The sequence below is a fragment of the Methanobrevibacter sp. genome (assembly GCF_045646205.1).
Classification (GTDB): domain Archaea; phylum Methanobacteriota; class Methanobacteria; order Methanobacteriales; family Methanobacteriaceae; genus Methanocatella.
The window spans coordinates 26,524-47,618 of sequence record NZ_JAZRKF010000009.1 but is presented as its reverse complement, the minus strand read 5'-3'; the positions used below and the strand labels follow the sequence as shown (position 1 = coordinate 47,618).

At 33.3% G+C, this 21,095-nt stretch carries 15 protein-coding genes; 8 read left to right on the top strand and 7 right to left on the bottom strand.

All coding sequences use genetic code 11. The features are described from left to right. The first annotated feature begins 6 nt into the window (after positions 1 to 6). Positions 7 to 1,689: an MATE family efflux transporter gene (locus ACKI44_RS02110; RefSeq protein WP_407421090.1), complete on the top strand. Its 1,683-nt coding sequence runs from the start codon at positions 7 to 9 to the stop codon at positions 1,687 to 1,689. A 32-nt stretch (positions 1,690 to 1,721) separates the two neighbouring features. On the opposite strand, the gene ACKI44_RS02105 is transcribed toward ACKI44_RS02110, so the two are convergent. After that, the gene (locus ACKI44_RS02105; RefSeq protein ID WP_407421088.1) at positions 1,722 to 2,021 is read right to left on the bottom strand and encodes an STAS domain-containing protein; all 300 of its coding nucleotides are present in this window, start codon (positions 2,019 to 2,021) and stop codon (positions 1,722 to 1,724) included. A 102-nt stretch (positions 2,022 to 2,123) separates the two neighbouring features. Between ACKI44_RS02105 and ACKI44_RS02100 the strand changes: the two genes are divergently transcribed. Both ACKI44_RS02100 and ACKI44_RS02095 read left to right on the top strand, forming a co-directional pair. After that, complete coding sequence (locus tag ACKI44_RS02100; protein ID WP_407421086.1) at positions 2,124 to 2,771, top strand: YczE/YyaS/YitT family protein; 648 nt, start codon at positions 2,124 to 2,126, stop codon at positions 2,769 to 2,771. A gap of 9 nt (positions 2,772 to 2,780) precedes the next feature. Then, the gene (locus ACKI44_RS02095; RefSeq protein WP_407421084.1) at positions 2,781 to 3,512 is read left to right on the top strand and encodes a 6-hydroxymethylpterin diphosphokinase MptE-like protein; all 732 of its coding nucleotides are present in this window, start codon (positions 2,781 to 2,783) and stop codon (positions 3,510 to 3,512) included. Positions 3,513 to 3,692: 180 nt separating this feature from the next. On the opposite strand, the gene ACKI44_RS02090 is transcribed toward ACKI44_RS02095, so the two are convergent. Next, the gene (locus tag ACKI44_RS02090; RefSeq protein WP_407421082.1) at positions 3,693 to 4,655 is read right to left on the bottom strand and encodes a phosphatase PAP2 family protein; all 963 of its coding nucleotides are present in this window, start codon (positions 4,653 to 4,655) and stop codon (positions 3,693 to 3,695) included. Positions 4,656 to 4,803: 148 nt separating this feature from the next. Continuing rightward, complete coding sequence (locus ACKI44_RS02085) at positions 4,804 to 4,929, bottom strand: hypothetical protein (protein ID WP_407421080.1); 126 nt, start codon at positions 4,927 to 4,929, stop codon at positions 4,804 to 4,806. 74 nt (positions 4,930 to 5,003) lie between these two features. Between ACKI44_RS02085 and ACKI44_RS02080 the strand changes: the two genes are divergently transcribed. The 4 genes from ACKI44_RS02080 to ACKI44_RS02065 all read left to right on the top strand — a co-directional run bounded on the left by ACKI44_RS02080 (position 5,004) and on the right by ACKI44_RS02065 (position 8,233). Continuing rightward, positions 5,004 to 6,122, top strand: a complete 1,119-nt coding sequence (locus ACKI44_RS02080) for an ORC1-type DNA replication protein (RefSeq protein WP_407421078.1) — start codon at positions 5,004 to 5,006, stop codon at positions 6,120 to 6,122. Between the two features lie 389 nt (positions 6,123 to 6,511). Further along, a complete protein-coding gene (locus ACKI44_RS02075; RefSeq protein WP_407421076.1) occupies positions 6,512 to 6,934 on the top strand; it encodes an archease in 423 nt (140 codons plus the stop codon). A 31-nt stretch (positions 6,935 to 6,965) separates the two neighbouring features. Beyond that, positions 6,966 to 7,283 carry a hypothetical protein gene (locus ACKI44_RS02070; protein WP_407421074.1) on the top strand — a complete coding sequence of 106 codons (318 nt, stop codon included), beginning with the start codon at positions 6,966 to 6,968 and terminating at the stop codon, positions 7,281 to 7,283. A gap of 200 nt (positions 7,284 to 7,483) precedes the next feature. Beyond that, positions 7,484 to 8,233, top strand: a complete 750-nt coding sequence (locus tag ACKI44_RS02065) for a CPBP family intramembrane glutamic endopeptidase (protein ID WP_407421072.1) — start codon at positions 7,484 to 7,486, stop codon at positions 8,231 to 8,233. A gap of 69 nt (positions 8,234 to 8,302) precedes the next feature. Here ACKI44_RS02065 and ACKI44_RS02060 read toward each other — a convergent pair whose 3' ends face one another. The 3 genes from ACKI44_RS02060 to ACKI44_RS02050 all read right to left on the bottom strand — a co-directional run bounded on the left by ACKI44_RS02060 (position 8,303) and on the right by ACKI44_RS02050 (position 15,772). Further along, complete coding sequence (locus tag ACKI44_RS02060) at positions 8,303 to 12,811, bottom strand: C1 family peptidase (protein WP_407421070.1); 4,509 nt, start codon at positions 12,809 to 12,811, stop codon at positions 8,303 to 8,305. Positions 12,812 to 12,928: 117 nt separating this feature from the next. After that, complete coding sequence (locus ACKI44_RS02055; RefSeq protein WP_407421068.1) at positions 12,929 to 15,511, bottom strand: C1 family peptidase; 2,583 nt, start codon at positions 15,509 to 15,511, stop codon at positions 12,929 to 12,931. Between the two features lie 114 nt (positions 15,512 to 15,625). Beyond that, entirely contained in the window at positions 15,626 to 15,772 is a 147-nt protein-coding gene (locus tag ACKI44_RS02050; RefSeq protein ID WP_407421066.1) for a hypothetical protein, read from the bottom strand. A gap of 407 nt (positions 15,773 to 16,179) precedes the next feature. Between ACKI44_RS02050 and ACKI44_RS02045 the strand changes: the two genes are divergently transcribed. After that, positions 16,180 to 17,616, top strand: coding sequence for an ATP-binding protein (locus ACKI44_RS02045; RefSeq protein WP_407421064.1), 1,437 nt, complete (start codon positions 16,180 to 16,182; stop codon positions 17,614 to 17,616). A 95-nt stretch (positions 17,617 to 17,711) separates the two neighbouring features. Here ACKI44_RS02045 and ACKI44_RS02040 read toward each other — a convergent pair whose 3' ends face one another. Further along, positions 17,712 to 21,050, bottom strand: a complete 3,339-nt coding sequence (locus ACKI44_RS02040; protein ID WP_407421062.1) for a C1 family peptidase — start codon at positions 21,048 to 21,050, stop codon at positions 17,712 to 17,714. Positions 21,051 to 21,095 lie beyond the last annotated feature (45 nt).

The window sequence follows — 21,095 nt, the reverse complement described above, 5'->3', positions numbered from 1 at the left end:
GAATATATGAATTTTAAAATTGCAGACAGTAAATTTAAGGAACTTTTATTGCCAACACTGCTTATTGTCATGGCTTTAAACATAAGTTCCGTTGTCGATTCATTTTTCGTAGGTGCCTACATAGGTAAGAATGCGGTTGCAGCAATTGAAGTTCTGGAGCCTATGATTTTATTGATAACTGTTGTGGAATGGCTTTTTGGACTTGGTGGTCAAATTTTAGCATTGAATAAAAAATCAGAATTTGATACTGAAGGAAGTAACCGTTACTTCACGGCATCAATCGTATCTTCATTGGTTGTTTCATGTATACTTGCTATTGTTTGTATATTTTTTATGGGTCCTTTAACTAATCTTTTAGGTGCTACTCATGCTACAAAACCTCTTGTAATGGAATATTCACATGGATTGTATGGATGTTTCGTCGTGTCTACCATTGCAGGGGTACTGACCCAGTATATTCGTGTAGACGGTCAGCCGAACTTCGCATCAGTAGTAATTATTGTGGCCAATATAATCAATGTAATCTTTGATTTTGTCTTTTTGGACCTGATGAGCTTAGGTATGGCTTATGCATCTCTTGCAACGTTTATCGGATACAGTGTGGGTATCATCATATGTATAAAATACTTCCGTGACCCAAAAAGGACATTTCTCTTTACTAAATCTGCACTTAAAATCAAAACATGGATTAAAACTACCTGGGAAATGACTAAAGTGGGATTCCCTGGTGCAAGTATAGGACTTTTTGATTTAATCTTCGTTTATATATTAAATCTTTTCCTCGTATCAACTTTGGGAGACACCGGATTGACTACCTATATGATATGTATGGACGCTCTGGTTATTGCAAGTATCATAGACATTGGTATTGCAGAAACACTGACGTCCATTGTCCCGATATACTATACAAAGCATGATTATTTGAATTTAAATCATTTAATCAAAACATCGCTTACAATTACGGTGATTTTCGCATCACTGCTTGTTGCTTTCTTCTGGATATGGCCTCAAGGATTTTTAGCTCTTTACGGCTTTAATAATTCTGATATTGCAGGATTTATAATTAATGCGCTTAGATTGTACTCAATTTTCTTTGTCGCTTCAATACTTCCTAACATGCTGATATTTTATTACGAAGCTATTGAAAGATCAACGATTTCAACAATATTTTCAATCATTTTCACTCTTGTGATGCCGTTGTCTTGCATATACCTCTTGTATCAGTTTATAGGGTCTAATGGAATTTGGATAGCATTTACAGTTGCATCAATAATCACATTTGCTATCATTTTCATAACTGTCATGGCAATTCAGAAAAGAGATAAAAAATACAGTGGATTGTTCTTCATTGAAAAGGATCTGATTCCTAAAACCAGAAACTATGTACTTACAGACAATGATGTGGCTGCAAGAGAAGAATCATTACAGCATCTTAAAAGTTTAAACGCTTCAGATGAGTTCTGCGATAATGTCAATAAGATGTTTGATGCAATCTTTGACACGAATGAACACGGTACCTATGTCGAGATGCTGGTTATAGATTACGATGACAATATCCACGTTGACGTCAAGTACGACGGAGAAAAAGAAAACCTTGAAGCCATTAAAAAGAAATTCCCTGAAAATCTTTTCAAATATGCGGAGGTTTTAGGTTTTAACAATATTGAATATGTGATGGATAAAAGCTAAATATTAATTATTTAGCTTTAAAATTCTTTTTTTTACTGAATATCTAAGATATTATCTAATCCAGATACTTTTATAATATCTTTTATCATATCTGGGGAATTAATGATTTTGAACGGTATTGATTGAGGTTGTAATTTCTTTTGTGTCATGATTAGGACTCTCAATCCTGCACTTGAAATGTATTCCAGTTTTTCAAAATCAAGAATCAGTGAATCGAATTTTCCCATTTCATCGTTGATTTCATTTTCAAAATCCGGAGCAGTAACTGTATCAATCTGATTGTCTACTTTGATAGTTAATTCCTTATCATTATAAATTTTTTCAACATTCATGTTATCGCCTCCAATTAAATTTATGTAATATTTTTATTTATATACTTTCTTCAAATATTTCCTTGATTAATCTTAAATATTTTAATTTATATAAAAATATTGATGATTAGAAGAATTTGCTTTTTTGTTTTAGGGTTATTTATCATGGCTTTTGGAGTCGCATTTTCAATCAAATCAACTTTCGGAACGACTCCCATCAGTTCAATAGCATATTCCCTTGCATTGTGTACAGGCATTGACATTGGAATTACAACGTTCATTTTCAATGCCGCTCTGGTATTCATTCAGATGATTATTCTAAGGTCAAAATTCAAAACGAAAAGATTGCTTCAGTTCATTAACTGTGTTTTATTCGGATATTTCACCAATGTGACGTTAGCTATTGTCTATTCACTCAACATTCCGGATAATCTCTTCATTAATATCCTATTGATTTTTTTAAGCATCTTTTTAATCGCTTTGGGAATTTTCATCTACATGCCTGCTGATATTGCGCCTTTGCCCGGTGAAGGATGCGTTGAATCAATAGCTATTGTTACGGGATGGAGATTTTCATCAATTAAGATGGCTTTTGACACAACCATGGTAATTATTGCATTTCTGATGTGCTTTTTCTTTTACACGAATCCGTTTGAAAGCGTCAATATCGGAACTGTGATTTCAGCAGTCATGGTGGGCTTCACATTAAGGCAAATTGCAAAATTATATAATCAAGTGACTGGCAAAAATATAAATATTGTTAACAAATGAGGTAAAAACATGGAATTTGGTGAATGGAGTATATATTATAAAGAAATCCTAGATGATTTTGGATTCTCCCGTGAAGATGATGAAAAATGTGCTCAAGTATTAGATGAGATGTTGTCTGAAGAGGGCTGTTTAACGCTCGAAGATTTAAGTAAAATAGTAGGTTTTTCAGACAAGTTTATTGTATTCGGTGCAGGCCCATCACTCAAAGACCACATCAAGGACTTGAAGGAAAATTATGATTTAAGGGATTATGTCCTGGTTGCAGCAGACGGAGCTACAACTGCATTAATCGAGGAAAGAATTGTTCCGGACATTGTTGTAACGGATCTGGACGGAAACCTTGACGACATTTTGATTGCCAACTTAAGAGGTGCCAATGTCGTTGTACATGCCCACGGTGATAATCTGGATAAAATTGTCGGAATCACTCCATATTTCACAAATGTCCTTGGAACCACCCAGGCCCAGCCTTTAGGCAACGTATATAACTTCGGAGGGTTTACTGACGGCGACAGGGCACTGTTTTTAAGTGTAGCACTGGGCGCATCTGAAGTTATCCTAGCAGGGATGGATTTTGGTGAAATCGTAACCAAATACTCAAGACCAAACTTGCCAGACATTACAGGACCTGCCGATGAGGTTAAACGCAAAAAACTCCAGTATGCAGAGAAATTAACCGACTGGGTAATTGAAAATGAAAATGTTGAGATAATCAACTTGGTGACTGTTGATTCATCATAGTTTTGATGTTATCTCTGACCTTAAATGGGAAGTTTCAATTATCTTCTCAACTTTTTTTATAATGTATTTTTAAAAAAGAATTGTGAAAAACTGAATTGGATAAGTTATTGTGTTATTTGGTATTCAAACTTATTTTTCAATCAGTTTCACATTCAAATATTAGATTTTTAAAAGATTCTATTAATCCGTGTAAATATCCTTGTTTCGATTTTGGAAGAATTTGATAATTGCAGGTATCACCAAAATCACATAAACAGGAAACATTGAAAATGTTAGTAAATTAGCCATTTGCGGATCAAAAGAGCTTTTTATCACAGGATATAATACTTGCATAAGAAACAGATATCCAATATATGCGCCGCCGATTCTTAAAAATTTGCGCTCAAGAGGTCCGTCACTTGAAAATTTAATAAATCTTCTCTCAATAACCCATGAAATCAATATTCCTAAAGTAAATCCAACATCCTTATATGCATCTACAACCATTTTTGCAGGATCAACTATTAATTTGCCCGCACTATTATAATCCATAGGGTATGATTTGAATGTTGCGTAAGCCAAAAGTATAATGGACAACAAGATTCCTGCGCCCACAATAATCAAGTCAAAGTTTGGATTATCCTCCAATTTATCAAATAACTTGCCAACAACAAACAATACAATTAAAGAAATTATGAATGCACCAATAACATCAGTTAAATAGTGTACTCCGAAATAGCAACGGGTAAATGCAATCAACACAAGACAAAACACAAAGAAGAATTTCAGTCCTTTTGTGATGTTACCTCTTAAAATGGGACCAATGAACAAAATTGTTCCGGATGAGATATGTCCGCTGGGAAAAGAATATCCTGTTGAGGCTTCCAAAGCCTTTTCATAAGGATGAATGTTTGGATTAGATATCCATGGGCGGTATACGCATGCAGTAAGTTTAGAGAAACTATTTGCTATACGGGCAAATGACAATGATACTAATAGGTATTCGCCCAATTTTTTATCATATGTCCAATAAAGTATGGCAATTAGAAATAGGATAATTGGTAGATTTCCAAAATCCGTACAACTCATGAAAAATGAATTTAATACTCCACCTGCAGATTCACGAATTCCTTGTAAAAATAATAAAAAACCCATCGTAAACATTTTTTCACCTATTCTGTAATAATATGTTTATTAATATTTCGTTTTATATTTTTTGTCTATCTGTAGGGATATGGGGCTTGGCTGGTTTGACAATACCTCATTTGGCTTTGCATATTTGAGGATTATGGTGTTGTAGAATAATGGGAGGTTAAGTATTAGAGATTACTCCAACCTCTCCAATACTTTCCTTTGCAAAGACTTGAACTAGAACTGTTATGGCATCAACTGGTAATTCATAAGCTTTCGCAACTGCCTCGGATACATTTTTAACCATTTCTCTTTTTTCAAAAGTCCTGACAAATTCCCTCTCATTAATAATGAATAATTTTTTTAATAATTAAATACAAATTGAATACTATGGGAATTGAAGATATATTAATGCATGATGAAAGTCTTTTTCAAAACATCAATGCATTTGATCCTGATTACTTGCCTCCAAACTATAATTATAGGGATACTCAAATGGAAGCAATGGCAATGGCAATAAGGCCTGCCATGCGTGGAGGACAGCCATCAAATGCAGTGGTGCTCGGTTCACCTGCAACCGGAAAGACAACCGCTATCAAAAAGGTATATGAACTTGTTGAAAAAAACACCGAAAAGGTAGTCTGCGTTTATATTAACTGTCAGCTGCACACTACAAGGTTCGGCATAATCTCACAAATCCATAAAAAGATTTTCGGATTTCTACCTCCGGAAACCGGTATTCCTTTTGCCAGAATCTATGAAAAAATCATGCTTGAACTTCAAAGAAATGGTCAGTCATTAATATTGGCATTGGATGACGTTAACTATTTATTCCAAAGCAATAATGCTAATAAGTTATTTTATGACATATTGAGGGCATATGAAGAATACGAAGGTGTAAAAACAGCGATTTTTGCAATATTATCTGATCTTGAATTCAAATATGCTTTTGATAAGAATGTAAATACTGTCTTCATTCCACAAGAAATCACATTCCCACCTTATTCTTATTCTGAAATTGAAGATATCTTAAGGGATAGGGTCAATGCAGGTTATTTTCCGGGAGTTTTAGGCGACGATATCCTGGAACAAATTGCAACTTACACTTTTGACAACGGGGACTTGAGAACCGGAATCAACCTTTTGAGAAGCTGCGGAAACATTGCAGAAGCCGATGCGTCACGTGAAATAACTCAGGAACATTTCGATAAGGCCATTGATTCATTGGTTTCAGTAAATGTCTCACAGATATTATCTTCACTAACTGATACTGAAAGAAACTTGCTCAGATTAATCATTGAAAGCAAAGAAAATATTACTGCAGGCGAATTAGGTGATACATTCCGTAAAAAAGAAAAAATTAGCTATTCATCTTATGCCAGAACTATTGATAAACTGGAATTTTTAAGGTTAATAGATACAAAATATACAGGATCAGGGTCAAGGGGTAATTCACGTGAAATAATCCTTAGATTCAACCCTGATGATTTCAGCATTTAACCTGCATATTTTAACGGAAGTTAGTTTTGTATCAAAATTAGATTATTGCAAGATAACGCCCTTGTACTCATAGTTTTAAGGGTTTGGTATTATAATCTAATTATACTTATGCCCATCTATAACATGTATGGGTTTTGTGCTGTCGCAACGGAGAGCACAGATAAAAGTAACACTAAAAATACAGCGAGCGTTACCATGCAAACTTGAATATCTATGTTTGAATATAAAATTTCATCTATCAATGAAGTCTTTTTTCTTAAATCTGCTCTTTTTGCGGTATTAGTATTTTTGAACATAATAATCACATCACTATATTTAAGTTGTTTGATAACCATATATAAGCAAAGAGCGAGAGAGCATTTGAAGAGTATTATTTCGAAGGTAAAATCATGAAAAAATTTGAATATTTTGACGTTACAGCAGATATTGGCTTTTATGCATTCGGCAAAACTTTAAATGAAGCTTTTGAAAATGCCAGTCTTGCAATGTTTAACATAATATCGAATACAGGTAACATCGAACCTAAAAAATCAATAGAATTTGAAATTACCTCTGAAGACAAGGTGTCTCTTCTATACGACTATTTGGAGGAATTATTGTTCTATCACGAGATTGAATTCATGTTATTCTCAGAGTTTGACGTTCAAATCGATTGCATTGGTGAGGATTATCATCTTAAGGCTATCATAAAAGGCGAAGATATTAACTGGGATAAACATGCAAGGAACTGTGAAATCAAGGCAATAACATTCCATCAAATGGAAGTCAATGTCGGTGATGTTGTAGAGCTGAAGGCTATTGTTGACTTATAATTATTTATAAAATGCAAATCAATATTATATCATGAAAAGAATAAAAACCACATCAAGATATTTTGAACAGATACTTGGAATTATAGGTTCATTTTTAAGCATAATTTCCGGATCATTCATATTGCTTATTCAAAGCGGTGGCCTTGAGGGCAATTCATTCATTGCACTTCTAGCTATTGTAGGTGCTTTTTTAGGCTTTGCTTCTTCTTTTTTCATAAAAAGGGATTTGGAATATGCTGGTGTAGGTTTCATAGTCGCTGCAATGCTTGTGTTGGTCGGAACATCACATGGAATTGTTGGTGCATTGCTGCTTTTGGCTGCAGGAATATCTGCACTATTCAGGAAATAATTCTTCATTTTTAAAAAAATTTGATATCAGATATAGGAAAATGTATATTTTATTAAATTGAAATATGTATAACATGACAGAAAAAAAATACAATATCTGATTATATAACATTTCCAACAACATTTGAAAACTATAAATGGCATAAGCCGATTCTTGTTTTCATAGTCGGTTTTATAATATTTTTAATACTCTCATCAGTATTGGCACTTGTTTTTTGGGTTGCATTCGGAACAAATTTCATAATGTCTATTATGAATGGCGGATATGAAGTGATGAATACTGTATGGGGTCAAATTTTCACTGATTTGGGAGTCATTATATTGCTTCCGTCATTATATATCGCTTCTAAAATCGTTAAAGACAGACCATTTTCATCCTATGCTTCTTCACGTGGCGGATGGAATTTTAAATTATATCTTAAAGCTTTAGTAATTCCATTTGTATTAATTATAATAGCTCAGGGCATAGATGTTCTTGTTCATGGGACAAACGGTGTTAGTCATTTTTCAATACTCTTTTTAATCATAACTTTAATTTTGGTTCCTATTCAATGTATTACTGAAGAATTTGTATTCCGTGGATTAATTATGCAGACTTTGGGCTCATGGTTTAAAATACCTGTTTTGGCAATTATTCTTCAGGCAATATTCTTTGCTCTGGTTCACGGATATAACAGCTTGGGTGTAGTTGAAGTAGGAATTTCAGGTCTTCTTTATGGTATTTTAACCTGGAAAACCAATGGTATAGAGGTAAGTTCCGCTTTCCATACGGCAAATAATCTAAGCATTGCTTTATTCGTCATGTTGGGACTTAGTGCAACATCTTCCACAATCGGCACATATGACTTCATATTCTTCACTGTTTTCAACATTATATTGTTCGCAGTAGTCTACTTTGTAGGTATGAAAACCGACTGGTTTGGTGAAATCAAAGAAACTCCGGAAAATTAAGTATATGATTATTCTTTATGGATAATCATTTTTTATTCTTTTTTTAAAAAAATAAGAAATAGAGGATTGTTAGTCCTCTTTTGCGACAATTGTTATTTTATTTGAAATTACAGCGCCTTGGTATGCAGAAGTAATTATATACTCTCCAGGTATAAGCCTAATATTTAATTTAGCTATTCCTGAAGCGTTTGTGGTTCTATAATAGAACACTCCATTAATGTTCATCTCGATTGATGCGCCGGGCAATGGGTTGCCTTCACCATCGACTAATTTTACATTAAAAGTGCTTCCATCTAAGTAGATCATCCCCATATCACTTGCCGTTAAAACAGGCAGAACTGTAATATTATAGGACATCATTAGTCCAGTTAACGGATCGATAGCGGTAAGTATATATTCACCAGGTTCTAGATTGATGTTTAGCTTGGCTGTACCGTTTTCATTGGTTAATCTATCATAGAAAACACCATTAATATTCATGGTAATGTTTTTACCAGATACTGCATTACCTTCACTGTCTATTAATGTGATGTAGAACTGTGAAGCGTTTCTGAAGTATTTTACAAGGTTTTCTGCTATTAATGTTGGCAGTACGGTTATTGTGTTTTCGACTGTTGTGCCGTTGAATGTTGTTTTGATTGTGTAATTGCCTGGGTTTAAATTAATGGCTATTCTTGCAGTTCCGTTTTCATCGCTTGTTCTTGTATAAGTTACTCCGTTAATTTCAAATGTTACTTTAACACCAGTTTCACCGACATCCGCAACAAACTGGGAATCGTTTTTATATATTTTAACCAAATCTTCGGTATAGATATCTAAGTCAAATGCATAGACTTTTAAACATACTGTCATGTTCAATGGCGCATAATCAATCCAATTTATGCCGTCTGCACTTACAAATGATACATTTTCCATGTAATGCTGCCTTGAGTTGTTTTGTTGTGGGAGCACATTGTTTTTAAAGACTACTTTAAACACGTCATTTTCTTTAACCGGGATGTATTCATTTAATTTTATGGTTTTAAATCCTGCAAATTCGCTTGTACCATTTTGGGTGAGTTTCAATTCATCATTGACATATACTTTAAATTCATAATCAACTCCAGTATCGTTAAAGTAAGTACCTACAGCACATATAAGGTTATTTTTAATAGCCGTATATTCATTTGAGTAATATGTATAGTTTTCATTGAATCGATTAAGTCCCATAATGTCGGTTTGGTAATTGTATTTGTAATTTTCAGTATTTTCAATTATGAATGCTAATGTATATGGGATTGTATATTCTCCATCAAGATCAGGTCCTAATAGTGAGGTGTCATAATATGAGATGTATGCGTATCCATCATCGCCCCATGTATCGCCCCAACTGTTTTTCATTATCCAAGCACCGTCACCTGGTGGGGGATTATTGAAGTTATCTTTTGAATAGCTGTCGTCCCAGCCAACAAAAGAAGTTATGTGGTTGGTTCCATAAACATCATTATGATATATTGAAGTTGTTTCGCCCTCATAATAATTGCCGTCTCCAGCATATTTCATTACAACAGCACCATATTTTAATAATGCCTGTTTAATTAATGTATTTGTTTCATTGCTTACAATATAATCTTCGGTCCTTTTAACGGGGATAAAGAACACATCCTGAATGTGGATTTTATTTTGTGTGTCTAAGATATCGGATACCTTTGCATACTCATCATAAGGTTCATCCTCTTCAGGTATTGGACCAAGCCAGCTTAGGATTAGTCCTGATACGGTTGTCATTAATCCTCCTTCTGAATCGTAAATATTTCCATATCTGCTATACATTATTCCATTATCTCCGATATTATTTTCAGAAAAATCATATTCTGTGTCTGTAGCTTTAAAAATATTGGATTCTAACGTAGCTACTGTTCCCATGACCCAGCAATAACCTTTACTTCCTTGATCTTTAACTGGAGTAACCCATCCCCATTCACGTAAATCAAATTTGGACGGTATGCTGGTAACATCAATACTATTGTTCACTAATTTGATGTCTAATCCTTCATTAACAATCACTGTCGTGTAAATTTTATTGTCCCAGCTAAATTCATCCTCATTTACTGTATTGTTTTCATCAAGATATTCAACAGTAAAAAATGAAGAGATACTGTGTTTGGAATTGTTGAATAATGAATTTTTAATGTATAAACTTGTATCATATGCATAAACGGTGTTAGGATTTGTTGTGCTGCTGTTTTCAACTTTATTTCCAATAAAAGATGTATTGTCAAATGTGGAGTTTGTTAGCTCAATATATGTTGCACCACCATTTTTAAAAGCAGAATTATTAATAAATTCACTATTTTTCAGGTTAAAATCAATTGTGGAAGCGTATATTGCACCCCCACTTATTTGAGCATTATTATTAATGAATCTGGACCCTTCAATATTCAGTTTACCATTCAGCTGTAAGACTGCACCACCAAATCTGCTGCTGCAATTATTAAATTCCGTATTAATTACATTCAGACTATTTACAACTTTTTTATTCGCCAGATTGTCAACGTCAGCATATATTGCACCACCGTTATTTTTGGATGTGACGTCAATGAACCTGCAATTTTCCAGGGTAATTTCATCGCTTATTGATTTAATGACTATTGCTCCTCCGGTAAACTTGGCAGTTAAGTTAATGAAATTTGATTTTTTTATTTTCCCTGAACAATTCTCGAGATATAATGCAGTAGTATAATTGGATATTGTATTTTCAAAAGTAACATTTTCTATTAATATTAAAGTATCTTTCAAGCGAATTAAACCATAATTTGTTTCATTATTTATAAATGTTGCATTCTTTAAGCTTAGTGTATTATCATAACCTCCAATAGCATCAGAGTAAGGTGAAAAATTATTTTCAAAAATTACATTATTTATGCTGAGGGCATCGTTTCTAAAATAAATGGCTCCTCCAGATTCCATTCCAAGATTGTTGGTAAATCTTGTGTTGTTTATTGTGGTTTTTCCTGTTGCATATATTGCTCCTCCAATATATGCCATGTTGTTGTTGAATGTTGCATTATTTATCATACATTCTCCCATAGCACATATTGCTCCACCAAATGTAGCATTATTGGCAATAAAATTACTATTAAATGTAATATTGTCAAAACCATCAAAGAAATTTAATCCTCCGCCGTATCGTGCATTATTGCTGATGAAATCACAGTTAAATGTTATGTTATGGGCCATTTGTCTATAATTTACCGCTCCGCCGTATAGTCTTGCGGTGTTGTTGGTGAAATTACAGTTGAAAATGCTGTTTTTTGATGTGTCTTTGAATGTTATTGCACCGCCATTACCATTATATTCATCTATTAGTCCATTTGCTCTATTATTTATATAATTGCCTTTAAATGTATTGTAATCGGTTTTGCTGTAGAAGAACATTGCTCCACCGCAGGATATGGCTGTGTTATTTATAAAATCACAGGTAAATGTATTGTTATTCGCTTCATTGTAGAAGAACATTCCTGCTCCGTAAGATGCTTGATTTTCGATGAAAGTACTTTCGATTTGATTGTTTTGTGCACTTGATCTGATGAATATTGCTCCACCTGATTTTGCAGCTTTATTTCCTTTAAAAGTACTTGATATTTTAGTATTGCTTATGTTTTTGTTGAAATAAACTGCGCCACCACCACCGTTTGCTGTGTTATTTTCAAATAAACACTTTATGAGGTTAGAATTTCCATTGGTAAATATCGCTCCTCCGTTTTTTGCATTGTTATTGGAAAATATTGCATCGTTTATCGTGGTTTCATCTCTTGCACTTATGGCTCCTCCATTTTCTGAGGCTGTGTTATTTGTGAGTGTCACATTGTTTATTGTGGTTTTTCCGGCCACATATATTGCTCCGCCGTATTCAGCATCGTTGTCTGCAAGTTCTGTGTTGTTTATTGTGGTGTATGTCCATGTGTTTATTGCTCCGCCGAATTCTCCTTTGTTTTTTATAAATTTTGAGTTGTTTATTGTGGTTATTCCAATTGAATATATTGCTCCGCCGGATGTTGGTGCGGTGTTTGATTCAAATATTGTTTTGTTTATCGTAATTCTTTCCCATGCAATTATTGCTCCTCCATCGTTGGATACCGTATTTGTGCTAAATAGAGCATTATTTATCATGCACTCTTTTGATACGCATATTGCTCCGCCGTAGTCTGCATAATTGTCTTTAAAAGTCACGTTGTTTAAGGTAATTGATCCTGAGGAGTATATGGCTCCGCCCAAGTCTCCGGTCATATTTCCATTGATAAAGTTAAGGTTTGAAATCGTTATGTTGTTTCCAATGATTTTGAAAATCCTTGCCTGGTTGGATCCGTCAATGGTGTAGCCGTTACCGTTAATCATATAATTGGTTTTGTTTATTAAAATTCCATCATTCACTTTGTAATCTGTCGTATTGTCATATGCATAATCCTGTGTTATTTCAATACTTTCTGTGCTTGCATCGATTTCATTTTGAAGTGATGTAAAGTTTCCTTCAGCCGAAACAGCGCCGACTGCGATAAATAACACAAGTAAAATTAGAAATATTTTAATTATTTTCATAATTTTTTCTCCTAAAAGTACTTGTAGATAATTATATTTTTAATTTTAAAAAAACTTATCTATGTTAAAAAAAAGAAAATGAAATGATTAAATTGTTTAATCCTTAATGTTGTGAGGTTAAATCTTGAAAATTTCCTGCTGATTTTTTGTATAAGCTTTTAGAGATGCAGTTTCATTTTCAAGAGATATGTCTTTCCATCCGTCACCGTAGTTAACAAATGTTGTGTTTTTCAGGTAGTGCTGTCTTGAATAGCTTAATGTAGGGATGCTTTTCTTTTTCATCACTACTTTAAAGGTGTCACCCTCTTTAACGGGGATTTCTTTCGCCAATTTAACCGTATGGAATCCGTAGTATGGGGCGGCTCCATTTTGTGTGTGTTTAAGTTGCCCGTTTACATAAACGTCAAGTGAATAGTTTTCACCTTCTTCACTAAAGTAAGTTCCAACACCACTAATCAGTTCATTTCCATTGCTTTTGTAGCTATTTGAATAGCTTACGTTCTTGTCATATTCATTAATGGTCAGATTTCCGGATAAATCGGTCTGGTAATTTGTTGTATAGTTTTCAGTATTATTGATAACAAAGCCTACGGTATATGTGTAATTGAAAATGCCTACATCATAATAGGAAACGTATCCATATCCGTCTTTTCCCCAGGTGTCATTCCAGCTGTTTTTAATTATCCATGCGCCATCTCCCGGAGGTGTGACTAAAAAGTTTTCTTTTGAATAATTGTCATCCCATCCTACAAGAGTAATCTCATGGTCTTGATTCAGGCTTATATTCTGATATTGTGCTGCTGTCTGGTTATTGTAGTAAGGTGCATCTTCAAAATTACCATATGATATGTCCAAAGCGCCATAGTCCATTATCGCTTTTTTATATGCATCATTATCTGTGAAATTATCGCGAGGCTCTATAAAGACTGCATCCTGGATGTGAATATTATTGTCTGTGTTTAATATTGGGGAAAATCTGCCTAATTCATCATAAGAATCATATTCTTCTGTAACAGGTCCAAACCAACTTAAAACATATTCTAAAGCCCAATCTGAATATCCTCCATCATCAGCATCTTCGGATAATCCATATTTTGAGTATTGAAGCATGGTGTTTACCATATGACTTTCGGATAGGTCATATTTATTGCCTGTTGCTTTAAGTAATGCTGATTCCAGTGTTCCTAATGACCCGAAGGCCCAGCAGGCATTGGCATCTCCCTGAATTCTGACTGGAGTAACCCATCCGTAATCACGCAAGTCAAAACGTGATGGGATTACATCACTATTTATTTTTTTATCTGTAAGCTTGAGTTCCGCTCCATTTTCTGACACAACTGAATTATAATTGGTATTATTTAAAACTAAACTGTCATTAACATAAGTGTTGTTTGTTAATGAATTTTCACTAAATACGCAGTGAATGGCTTCATGATTATTTTTAAATTCAGTATTGCCAACTTTTAAATTGGAATCGTATGCATATATTGCATTTTTACTATTGTTTGTGAATGTTGAGGAAACTGAAGTAAGTTCTGTCATATCACAGTAAACTGCTCCACCATTGTATGAATCTTCTTTTTCTAGTTTATTTGATTCAAAATTACAATTGGTCATATTAAAATCTAAAAATGATGCATATATTGCCGCTCCATCATGGGTAGCGGTATTGTTTTTAAAAATGGAATTTTCTATCGTTAAACTGCCGCAGGACTGGACAACTGCACCACCAAAATTAGCGTGTGAATTGAGGAATTTCGAATTTTTAATGTATGTTCCTTCTGTGGAATTCGTATTCTCGTCTATATCTACTGCACCACCATTTTTGTCTGCTGATGTATTTGTAAACGTACAATTGTTTATTTCTCCATATTTCAATTCCCTTAGGCCTATCGCTCCTGCAGTTTCATCGGCATGTAAGTTTTCAAATGAAGAGTCTTTAACGGTCATATTTCCCTGAGCATAAAATGCCGGTGCATATTTTGCATCCGAATCCATAAAAGTTGATTTATCAATATTCAAATCTTTATATGAGTAAATGCTTCCTCCCCATGTTGCATCTGTATTTGTGAAATGACAACCTGTTATTTCAGTAATGTTTGAAGTATATATGGCTCCTCCATTTTCATCACTGGCCAAATCTTTAAATGTGGAATCTTTAATGGTCATGTCTGATTGAGCATATATTGCTCCGCCGGATTTTGCTTTTGAATTGCTAAAAGTTGAATTGTCAATGTTTAATTCTTTATTTGTAAAAATGCTTCCTCCGCTTTCGGCGGTATTTGCGTTAAAAGTACAATTTGACATATCTGTCGTAGCATTATTGAATATTGCTCCGCCGTAATTTGAACCTGAATTTCCGTTAATAAAATTAAGGTTTGTGATTGTAACGTTTTCTCCGGTTATATTAAATATTCTGGACTGATTAGAAGCGTCAATTGTATGGCCATTACCGTTTATCGTAATATTGCTTTTGTTTATTAGAATTCCATTATTCAATTCATGATCGCTTTCGTTGTCAAATTTATAATCCTGTGTTATTTCTATAGTATTTTCACTTTTGTTGATTTCATCCTGGAGGGTTTTGAAGCTTTCTCCAGAGGAAACAACATTGAATGATATGATTACGCCAATAAGCAATATGCATAGTATTGCTATGGCAATAAGAATTACGTTTTTATTAATTTTTATCCCCCACACATATTCATTAAATATAATTTTATTATTTTTTCATTATAAAGATTATCGATAGGGAAAAATAGTTTTGATAAATTATTTTCAGATTAATTAAAAAAGAAAAAAGGATTAATTTGATTAATCCTTGATGGTAATTGTGTTTGCGATTGCCATTCCATCATACGCTGAGGTGATGATGTATTCTCCGGCCATCAATCTAATGTTTAATTTAGCTATTCCGTTGGAATCGGTGTATCTTATGTAGAATACTCTGTTGATCTTCATAGTAATGTTAACACCACTTATAGGGTTTTATTCATCGTTTATTAATGTTATGTAGAACTGTGAAGCGTTTCTGTAGTATTTCACAAATTGTCAGCTATTAATGTTCGCAATATGATTATTGTGTTTTCAACTGTTGTGCCGTTGAATGTTGTTTTGATTGTGTAGTTGTCTGATTCTAAGTTATAGTTATGTATTGCTGTGTGAAGTTCTATTTGATTATGTATATTCGCCAGATTATTGGTATTGATTTGTGAAAAATAATTATTGGTATAGTAATATTAAATAATATATATTAAAGTACTAAGATATTTATAAATAACTTATGTATTTTAATACTAAGACATTTATATATAACATATGTATTAAAATAATAAGTTACTTGCATTGGAAAATGGGGTGAATTTAATATGATGACAAAGGAAGAATTAATTGAATTTATTAATACTAAAGAAAGAGAAAATAGGATATTATCCAAAAGGAAAACAGAAAATATAATTTATCCCAGAAAAAAATACAATAAACTAAAAAATTATGTCGACAATTTCCTAGAAACAAATGGTGAATATTATAACAGGCTAATAATGATGCCGGGTTTGAGGGGTGTTGGGAAAACAACTATTTTGTATCAGATTTTTAATCACCTAATTCATGAAAAAGATATTCCAGAAGAAAACATTCTGTTTTTAGATGTCCATGACCTTAAAAGCATCAGCGACAATACAATAAAAGATGTCTTTGAAACATTTCTTGAGGACATGCACCAGTCTACACCCGTCACACTCGACAAAAAGATATTTTTCCTTGTTGATGAAGCCCAATTCGATCCTGGATGGGCAGGTTATACAAAACTGTTGTATGAAAAATCATATAATATTTTCATGATTATTACAGGCTCATCAGCAATAGAACTTGAAGTCAACACTGATGCAGTCAGAAGAATCACTCGCCAGCAGATATTTCCGTGTGATTTCAATGAATATCTTCTATTAAAATATGGTATAAATCTATCAAAAAACAACTTCAAAGACCTGATTCTTAAATGTGACGAAGAAAGCATAGCTAAAGCAGTTGAATGTGAAAAAACGATTAAAAAAGAACTGATAAACATAGGCGATGATCCGGAAATAGAATTAAAACATTATTTACATTCAAAAGGACTTCCATTTTCATTGAATCTGTCTGAAATGGAAACACACATTAAAACAAATGAGATAATAGAAAGAATCGTAAACACGGATCTGGATAAATTCACATCATTTAAAATAGATGGCATGAAAATACTTCAGATAATCTCTTATATTGCAACTAAAAAACCTGGAAAAACATCAACAAATGCAATAGCACAAGCGCTGGAATTGAACACAAAAACCGTTACAAACATACTTGATAATCTTGAAAAAACACAACTGATATTTAAAGTAACTGCATATGGTTCCGCAGGAAAAATGTTAAAAAAACCTTCACAGCACTTTTTTTTAACGCCTTCACTTAAATCAGCACAAAACTATCTTGTCGGCAGGTACAATTTGAATCATGAAAAATGCTATGGAGCACTTGCAGAAAATCTTGTGGCGTCATCAATCAAACTTTTGTCTGATGAAACATTTAACTCGGTTGGATTATTCTATGATGCAAACAAAAAAGGTGTAGATTTCATTGTAAGGCATCTGGACAGAATAATACCTATTGAAGTCGGAATCGGTAAAAAAACAAAAAGCCAACTAACAATTGCTAAAAATAAATACAATGCAGATTATGCAATACTTGTATCTAACAGGACTAAAAGCATTAAATATGAAAACGGAATCCTTTATATTCCATTATTGACTTTTGCATTGATGTGAAGTGTCACAAACTGGCAGTTTTGCTGTATGTTTTTTTAAAGATTTTCTAGTAAATCTGGCACCATATATTAAAAAAAGAAAAAAGGATTATTTGATTAATCCTTTATGGTAATTGTGTTTGCGATTGCCATTCCGTCATATTCGGAGGTTATGATGTATTCTCCGGCCATTAATCTGATGTTTAACTGGGCTATTCCATTGGAATCGGTGTGTCTTATGTAGAATACTCCGTTGATGTTGAATGTTACTTCAGCATTAGCTAATGGATTTCCGTGACCGTCAATGACTGTTGCGTTGAATGTTGAGCCGTCCATGTATTTCATTTCCATATTTTCGGCGCTTAAGACTGGTAGTACTGTAATGTTATAGGACATCATTAGTCCGGTTAATGGGTCAATTGCGGTTAGGATGTATTCTCCAGGTTCCAGGTTAATGTTTAACTTGGCTGTGCCGTTTTCATTGGTTAAACGGTCATAGAATACTCCGTTGATGTTCATGGTAATGTTAACACCACTCACAGGGTTTCCTTCACCATCTATTAATGTGATGAAGAACTGTGAAGCGTTTCTGTAGTATTTTACCAGGTTTTCAGCTATTAATGTTGGCAGTACTGTTATTGTGTTTTCGACTGTTGTGCCGTTGTATGTTGTTTTGATTGTGTAGTTGCCTGGGTTTAAGTTAATGGCCATTATTGCGGTTCCGTTTTCATTACTTGTTCTTGTGTAATTCACACCATTGATTTCAAAGGTTACTTTTTCATTAGCTACGCCGATATTTGCCTCAAATTGGGAATCGTTTTTATAGATTTTAACTAAGTCTTCAGTCACAATTGGTAAATTATCAATCGTGTAAACTTTTAAACAGGCAATCATCAGATTAGAAGTATACAAATCAATCCATTCACCATTATGGTAGTAAAAGGACTCATTTCCAGAATAATGAACTCTGGAATATTGACATATAATATAAGGCATAGTATTTGATGTTATCACTGCTTTAAATAAATCTCCTTTTTTGATTGGTATGTATTCATTTAATTTTATTGTGTGGAATCCGCAATATGGGGATATGCCGTCTTGTGTTAGTTTTAACTGGTTATTCACATAAATTTCCACGGTATAATTGATGCCGCTTTGGTTGAAGTATGTCCCGACAGCTGCAATTAAATCATCATCTGCTGCTTCATATTGATTTGAATAGGTAATGGTGCCATTATCCTCTCCAAACATGCTACTGTCTGCAAAGTTACCCTCCCATGTGAAATCATGTTGGTAGTTTTTATTGTAAGGTATTGTATTTTCAATTATTATTCCCATGGAGAAATCAATTAAATTTGGGGTTGCTACAAATGTTTTATCGTAATATGAAAGATAAAGAATACCATTATCTCCAAAGTCTGGTCCCCAGCTATTTTTAATAATCCATGCGCCATCGCCTGGTGGGGTAATTAAAAAGTTATTCGCTGAATAATTATCATCCCAACCAATAACTAAAATTTCATGATTTGAAGTAATACTTTCATTAGTATATTGTGAGGATGTTTTAGGATTGTAATAGCCCTCACTTCCATATTCTGCATAATAATTTCCATTTACTGAACCGTAATTTAGAATTGCAGACTTTATTTTTGAACCATTAGGTATCTCATCATTAGGAATATATATCACATCTTGAATGTGAATAATATTATTCTCCGTTAGGAATGGTGAAAGTTTTCCAACTTCATCATAGTTATCTTCCTCTTCTAAAATGGGTCCAAACCAAGCTAACAGGTATGATGCTCCTGTTACTGCTTCTCCTCCTTCACTGTCTGATATAGTACCGTAAGGAGAATATCTTATCATGCTATGCAAAAGATGATTTTCTGAAAAGTCATATTCGATTCCACACGCTTTTAATATTGCTGATTCTAAATTATTCAATGTTGCGAATGTCCAACAGGCACCCATATGTCCTTGGTGTTTAATTGCTGAAGTCCATCCCCAATCACGTGAATCAAATCTTGTTGGAAGGCTATTAACATTTATGGTATTATTAATTAGTTTAAATTCTAAAGATGAGGTTTCAACAAATGTTTCATAGGAATATGTCTGATCAGTAATGACACTATCATTGTTATACTCATTATTATCTAGAATGCCGGGATTCGTATCAAAATGGGTAAAAATAGCATTTGTATTGTTTTCAAATGTGGAATAGGTAATACTATAGTATCCGGTATCACGGCCATAGATTGCATTGCCGTTATATGCAGTGTTATTAATAAATCTTGAATTGGATATCGCCAAATTATTAAAATCAGAATATATTGCGCCACCATAGGTTGGATAGTCATCTAATAATTCAACACTATTTGAACTGAAAGTAGAATTATCAATTATGCTGCCAGTAAATGAGAGATAAACTGCACCTCCACTGTAAGTAGCTTTATTATTTATAAAACTGGTATTATTTAGTAATAGATAACCTCCCAATTGAATATATGCGCCACCAATCATGGAACTTGCATTGTAAAATAAAGTGTCAAGTATAGTAACACTATAACCGTCAAATAGATAATCTATGTTAACTGCACCTGCATTTTTAGAAGATTTGGTGTTGATAAATTCACAACCTTTGATATAAAGATTACCACTTCTTTTTAAGCAAATTGCTCCTGCAGAAATGTCGGCAGTCAAATTAATAAATCTGGAATTGGTTATTATTGTATCGTCACAGTATTCAAGAGCTATCGCAGGAGAATATATGGCAGATATATTTATAAAATCTGCGTTTTCTATATTGACTTCAGAGTATCTTGCCCAAATTTGGCCATATCTATTTGAAACAGTTGATGTTATGTAAGTGTTTTTAATATTTAGTTGACCATTTTCTATAAATATGGCTGATCCTGATTCAGCATGATTGTCAATGAATTTGGAATCATAACAATTGATTGTTCCGCCCTTATTTGATATTGCACCACCGCGATACTCGGTATGGTCGCTTATATAAGTAACATTATTTGAGATGAAAGTGACATTACTTAATGTTACCTCACCGGTGGAGTATACTATTCCGCCTATGTCTGTCTTACCGTTAGTAAAAACTAAATTCTTTATAGTTACATTAGTCCCGGTTATATTAAATATTCCTGATTGTTTATTTCCATCTAAAATATGGTTATTTCCATTTATTATAAAATTATCTTTTTCAATAACAACATAGCCATTATCGCTTTCATTATTGTATGTATAGTCATGTTGAATGTCCAGTATGTCTTCAGATTCATCAATTTCATTACTTAAGTCTGTAAATGTGTAATTAATTTCATTATCCGGTGTAACTTCTAATGGATCATCGATTTCTATTGTATTATTTACTTCAGTTGCTGAAACAACACTTATGGAGAATATTAAAAGAAGCAATATAATACATAACTTTTTATATTTCATAAATATTCCTCATTTAATTATCTTCATATTTCTTTTTAAAATTAA

Excerpts from the sequence above, each read along its gene's own strand:
- ACKI44_RS02110 (WP_407421090.1), top strand. The coding sequence starts at position 7 with ATGAATTTTAAAATTGCAGACAGTAAATTTAAGGAACTTTTATTGCCA.
- ACKI44_RS02105 (WP_407421088.1), bottom strand. The coding sequence starts at position 2,021 with ATGAATGTTGAAAAAATTTATAATGATAAGGAATTAACTATCAAAGTA.
- ACKI44_RS02100 (WP_407421086.1), top strand. The coding sequence starts at position 2,124 with ATGATTAGAAGAATTTGCTTTTTTGTTTTAGGGTTATTTATCATGGCT.
- ACKI44_RS02095 (WP_407421084.1), top strand. The coding sequence starts at position 2,781 with ATGGAATTTGGTGAATGGAGTATATATTATAAAGAAATCCTAGATGAT.
- ACKI44_RS02090 (WP_407421082.1), bottom strand. The coding sequence starts at position 4,655 with ATGTTTACGATGGGTTTTTTATTATTTTTACAAGGAATTCGTGAATCT.
- ACKI44_RS02085 (WP_407421080.1), bottom strand. The coding sequence starts at position 4,929 with ATGGTTAAAAATGTATCCGAGGCAGTTGCGAAAGCTTATGAATTACCA.
- ACKI44_RS02075 (WP_407421076.1), top strand. The coding sequence starts at position 6,512 with ATGAAAAAATTTGAATATTTTGACGTTACAGCAGATATTGGCTTTTAT.
- ACKI44_RS02070 (WP_407421074.1), top strand. The coding sequence starts at position 6,966 with ATGAAAAGAATAAAAACCACATCAAGATATTTTGAACAGATACTTGGA.
- ACKI44_RS02060 (WP_407421070.1), bottom strand. The coding sequence starts at position 12,811 with ATGAAAATAATTAAAATATTTCTAATTTTACTTGTGTTATTTATCGCA.
- ACKI44_RS02050 (WP_407421066.1), bottom strand. The coding sequence starts at position 15,772 with ATGAAGATCAACAGAGTATTCTACATAAGATACACCGATTCCAACGGA.
- ACKI44_RS02045 (WP_407421064.1), top strand. The coding sequence starts at position 16,180 with ATGATGACAAAGGAAGAATTAATTGAATTTATTAATACTAAAGAAAGA.
- ACKI44_RS02040 (WP_407421062.1), bottom strand. The coding sequence starts at position 21,050 with ATGAAATATAAAAAGTTATGTATTATATTGCTTCTTTTAATATTCTCC.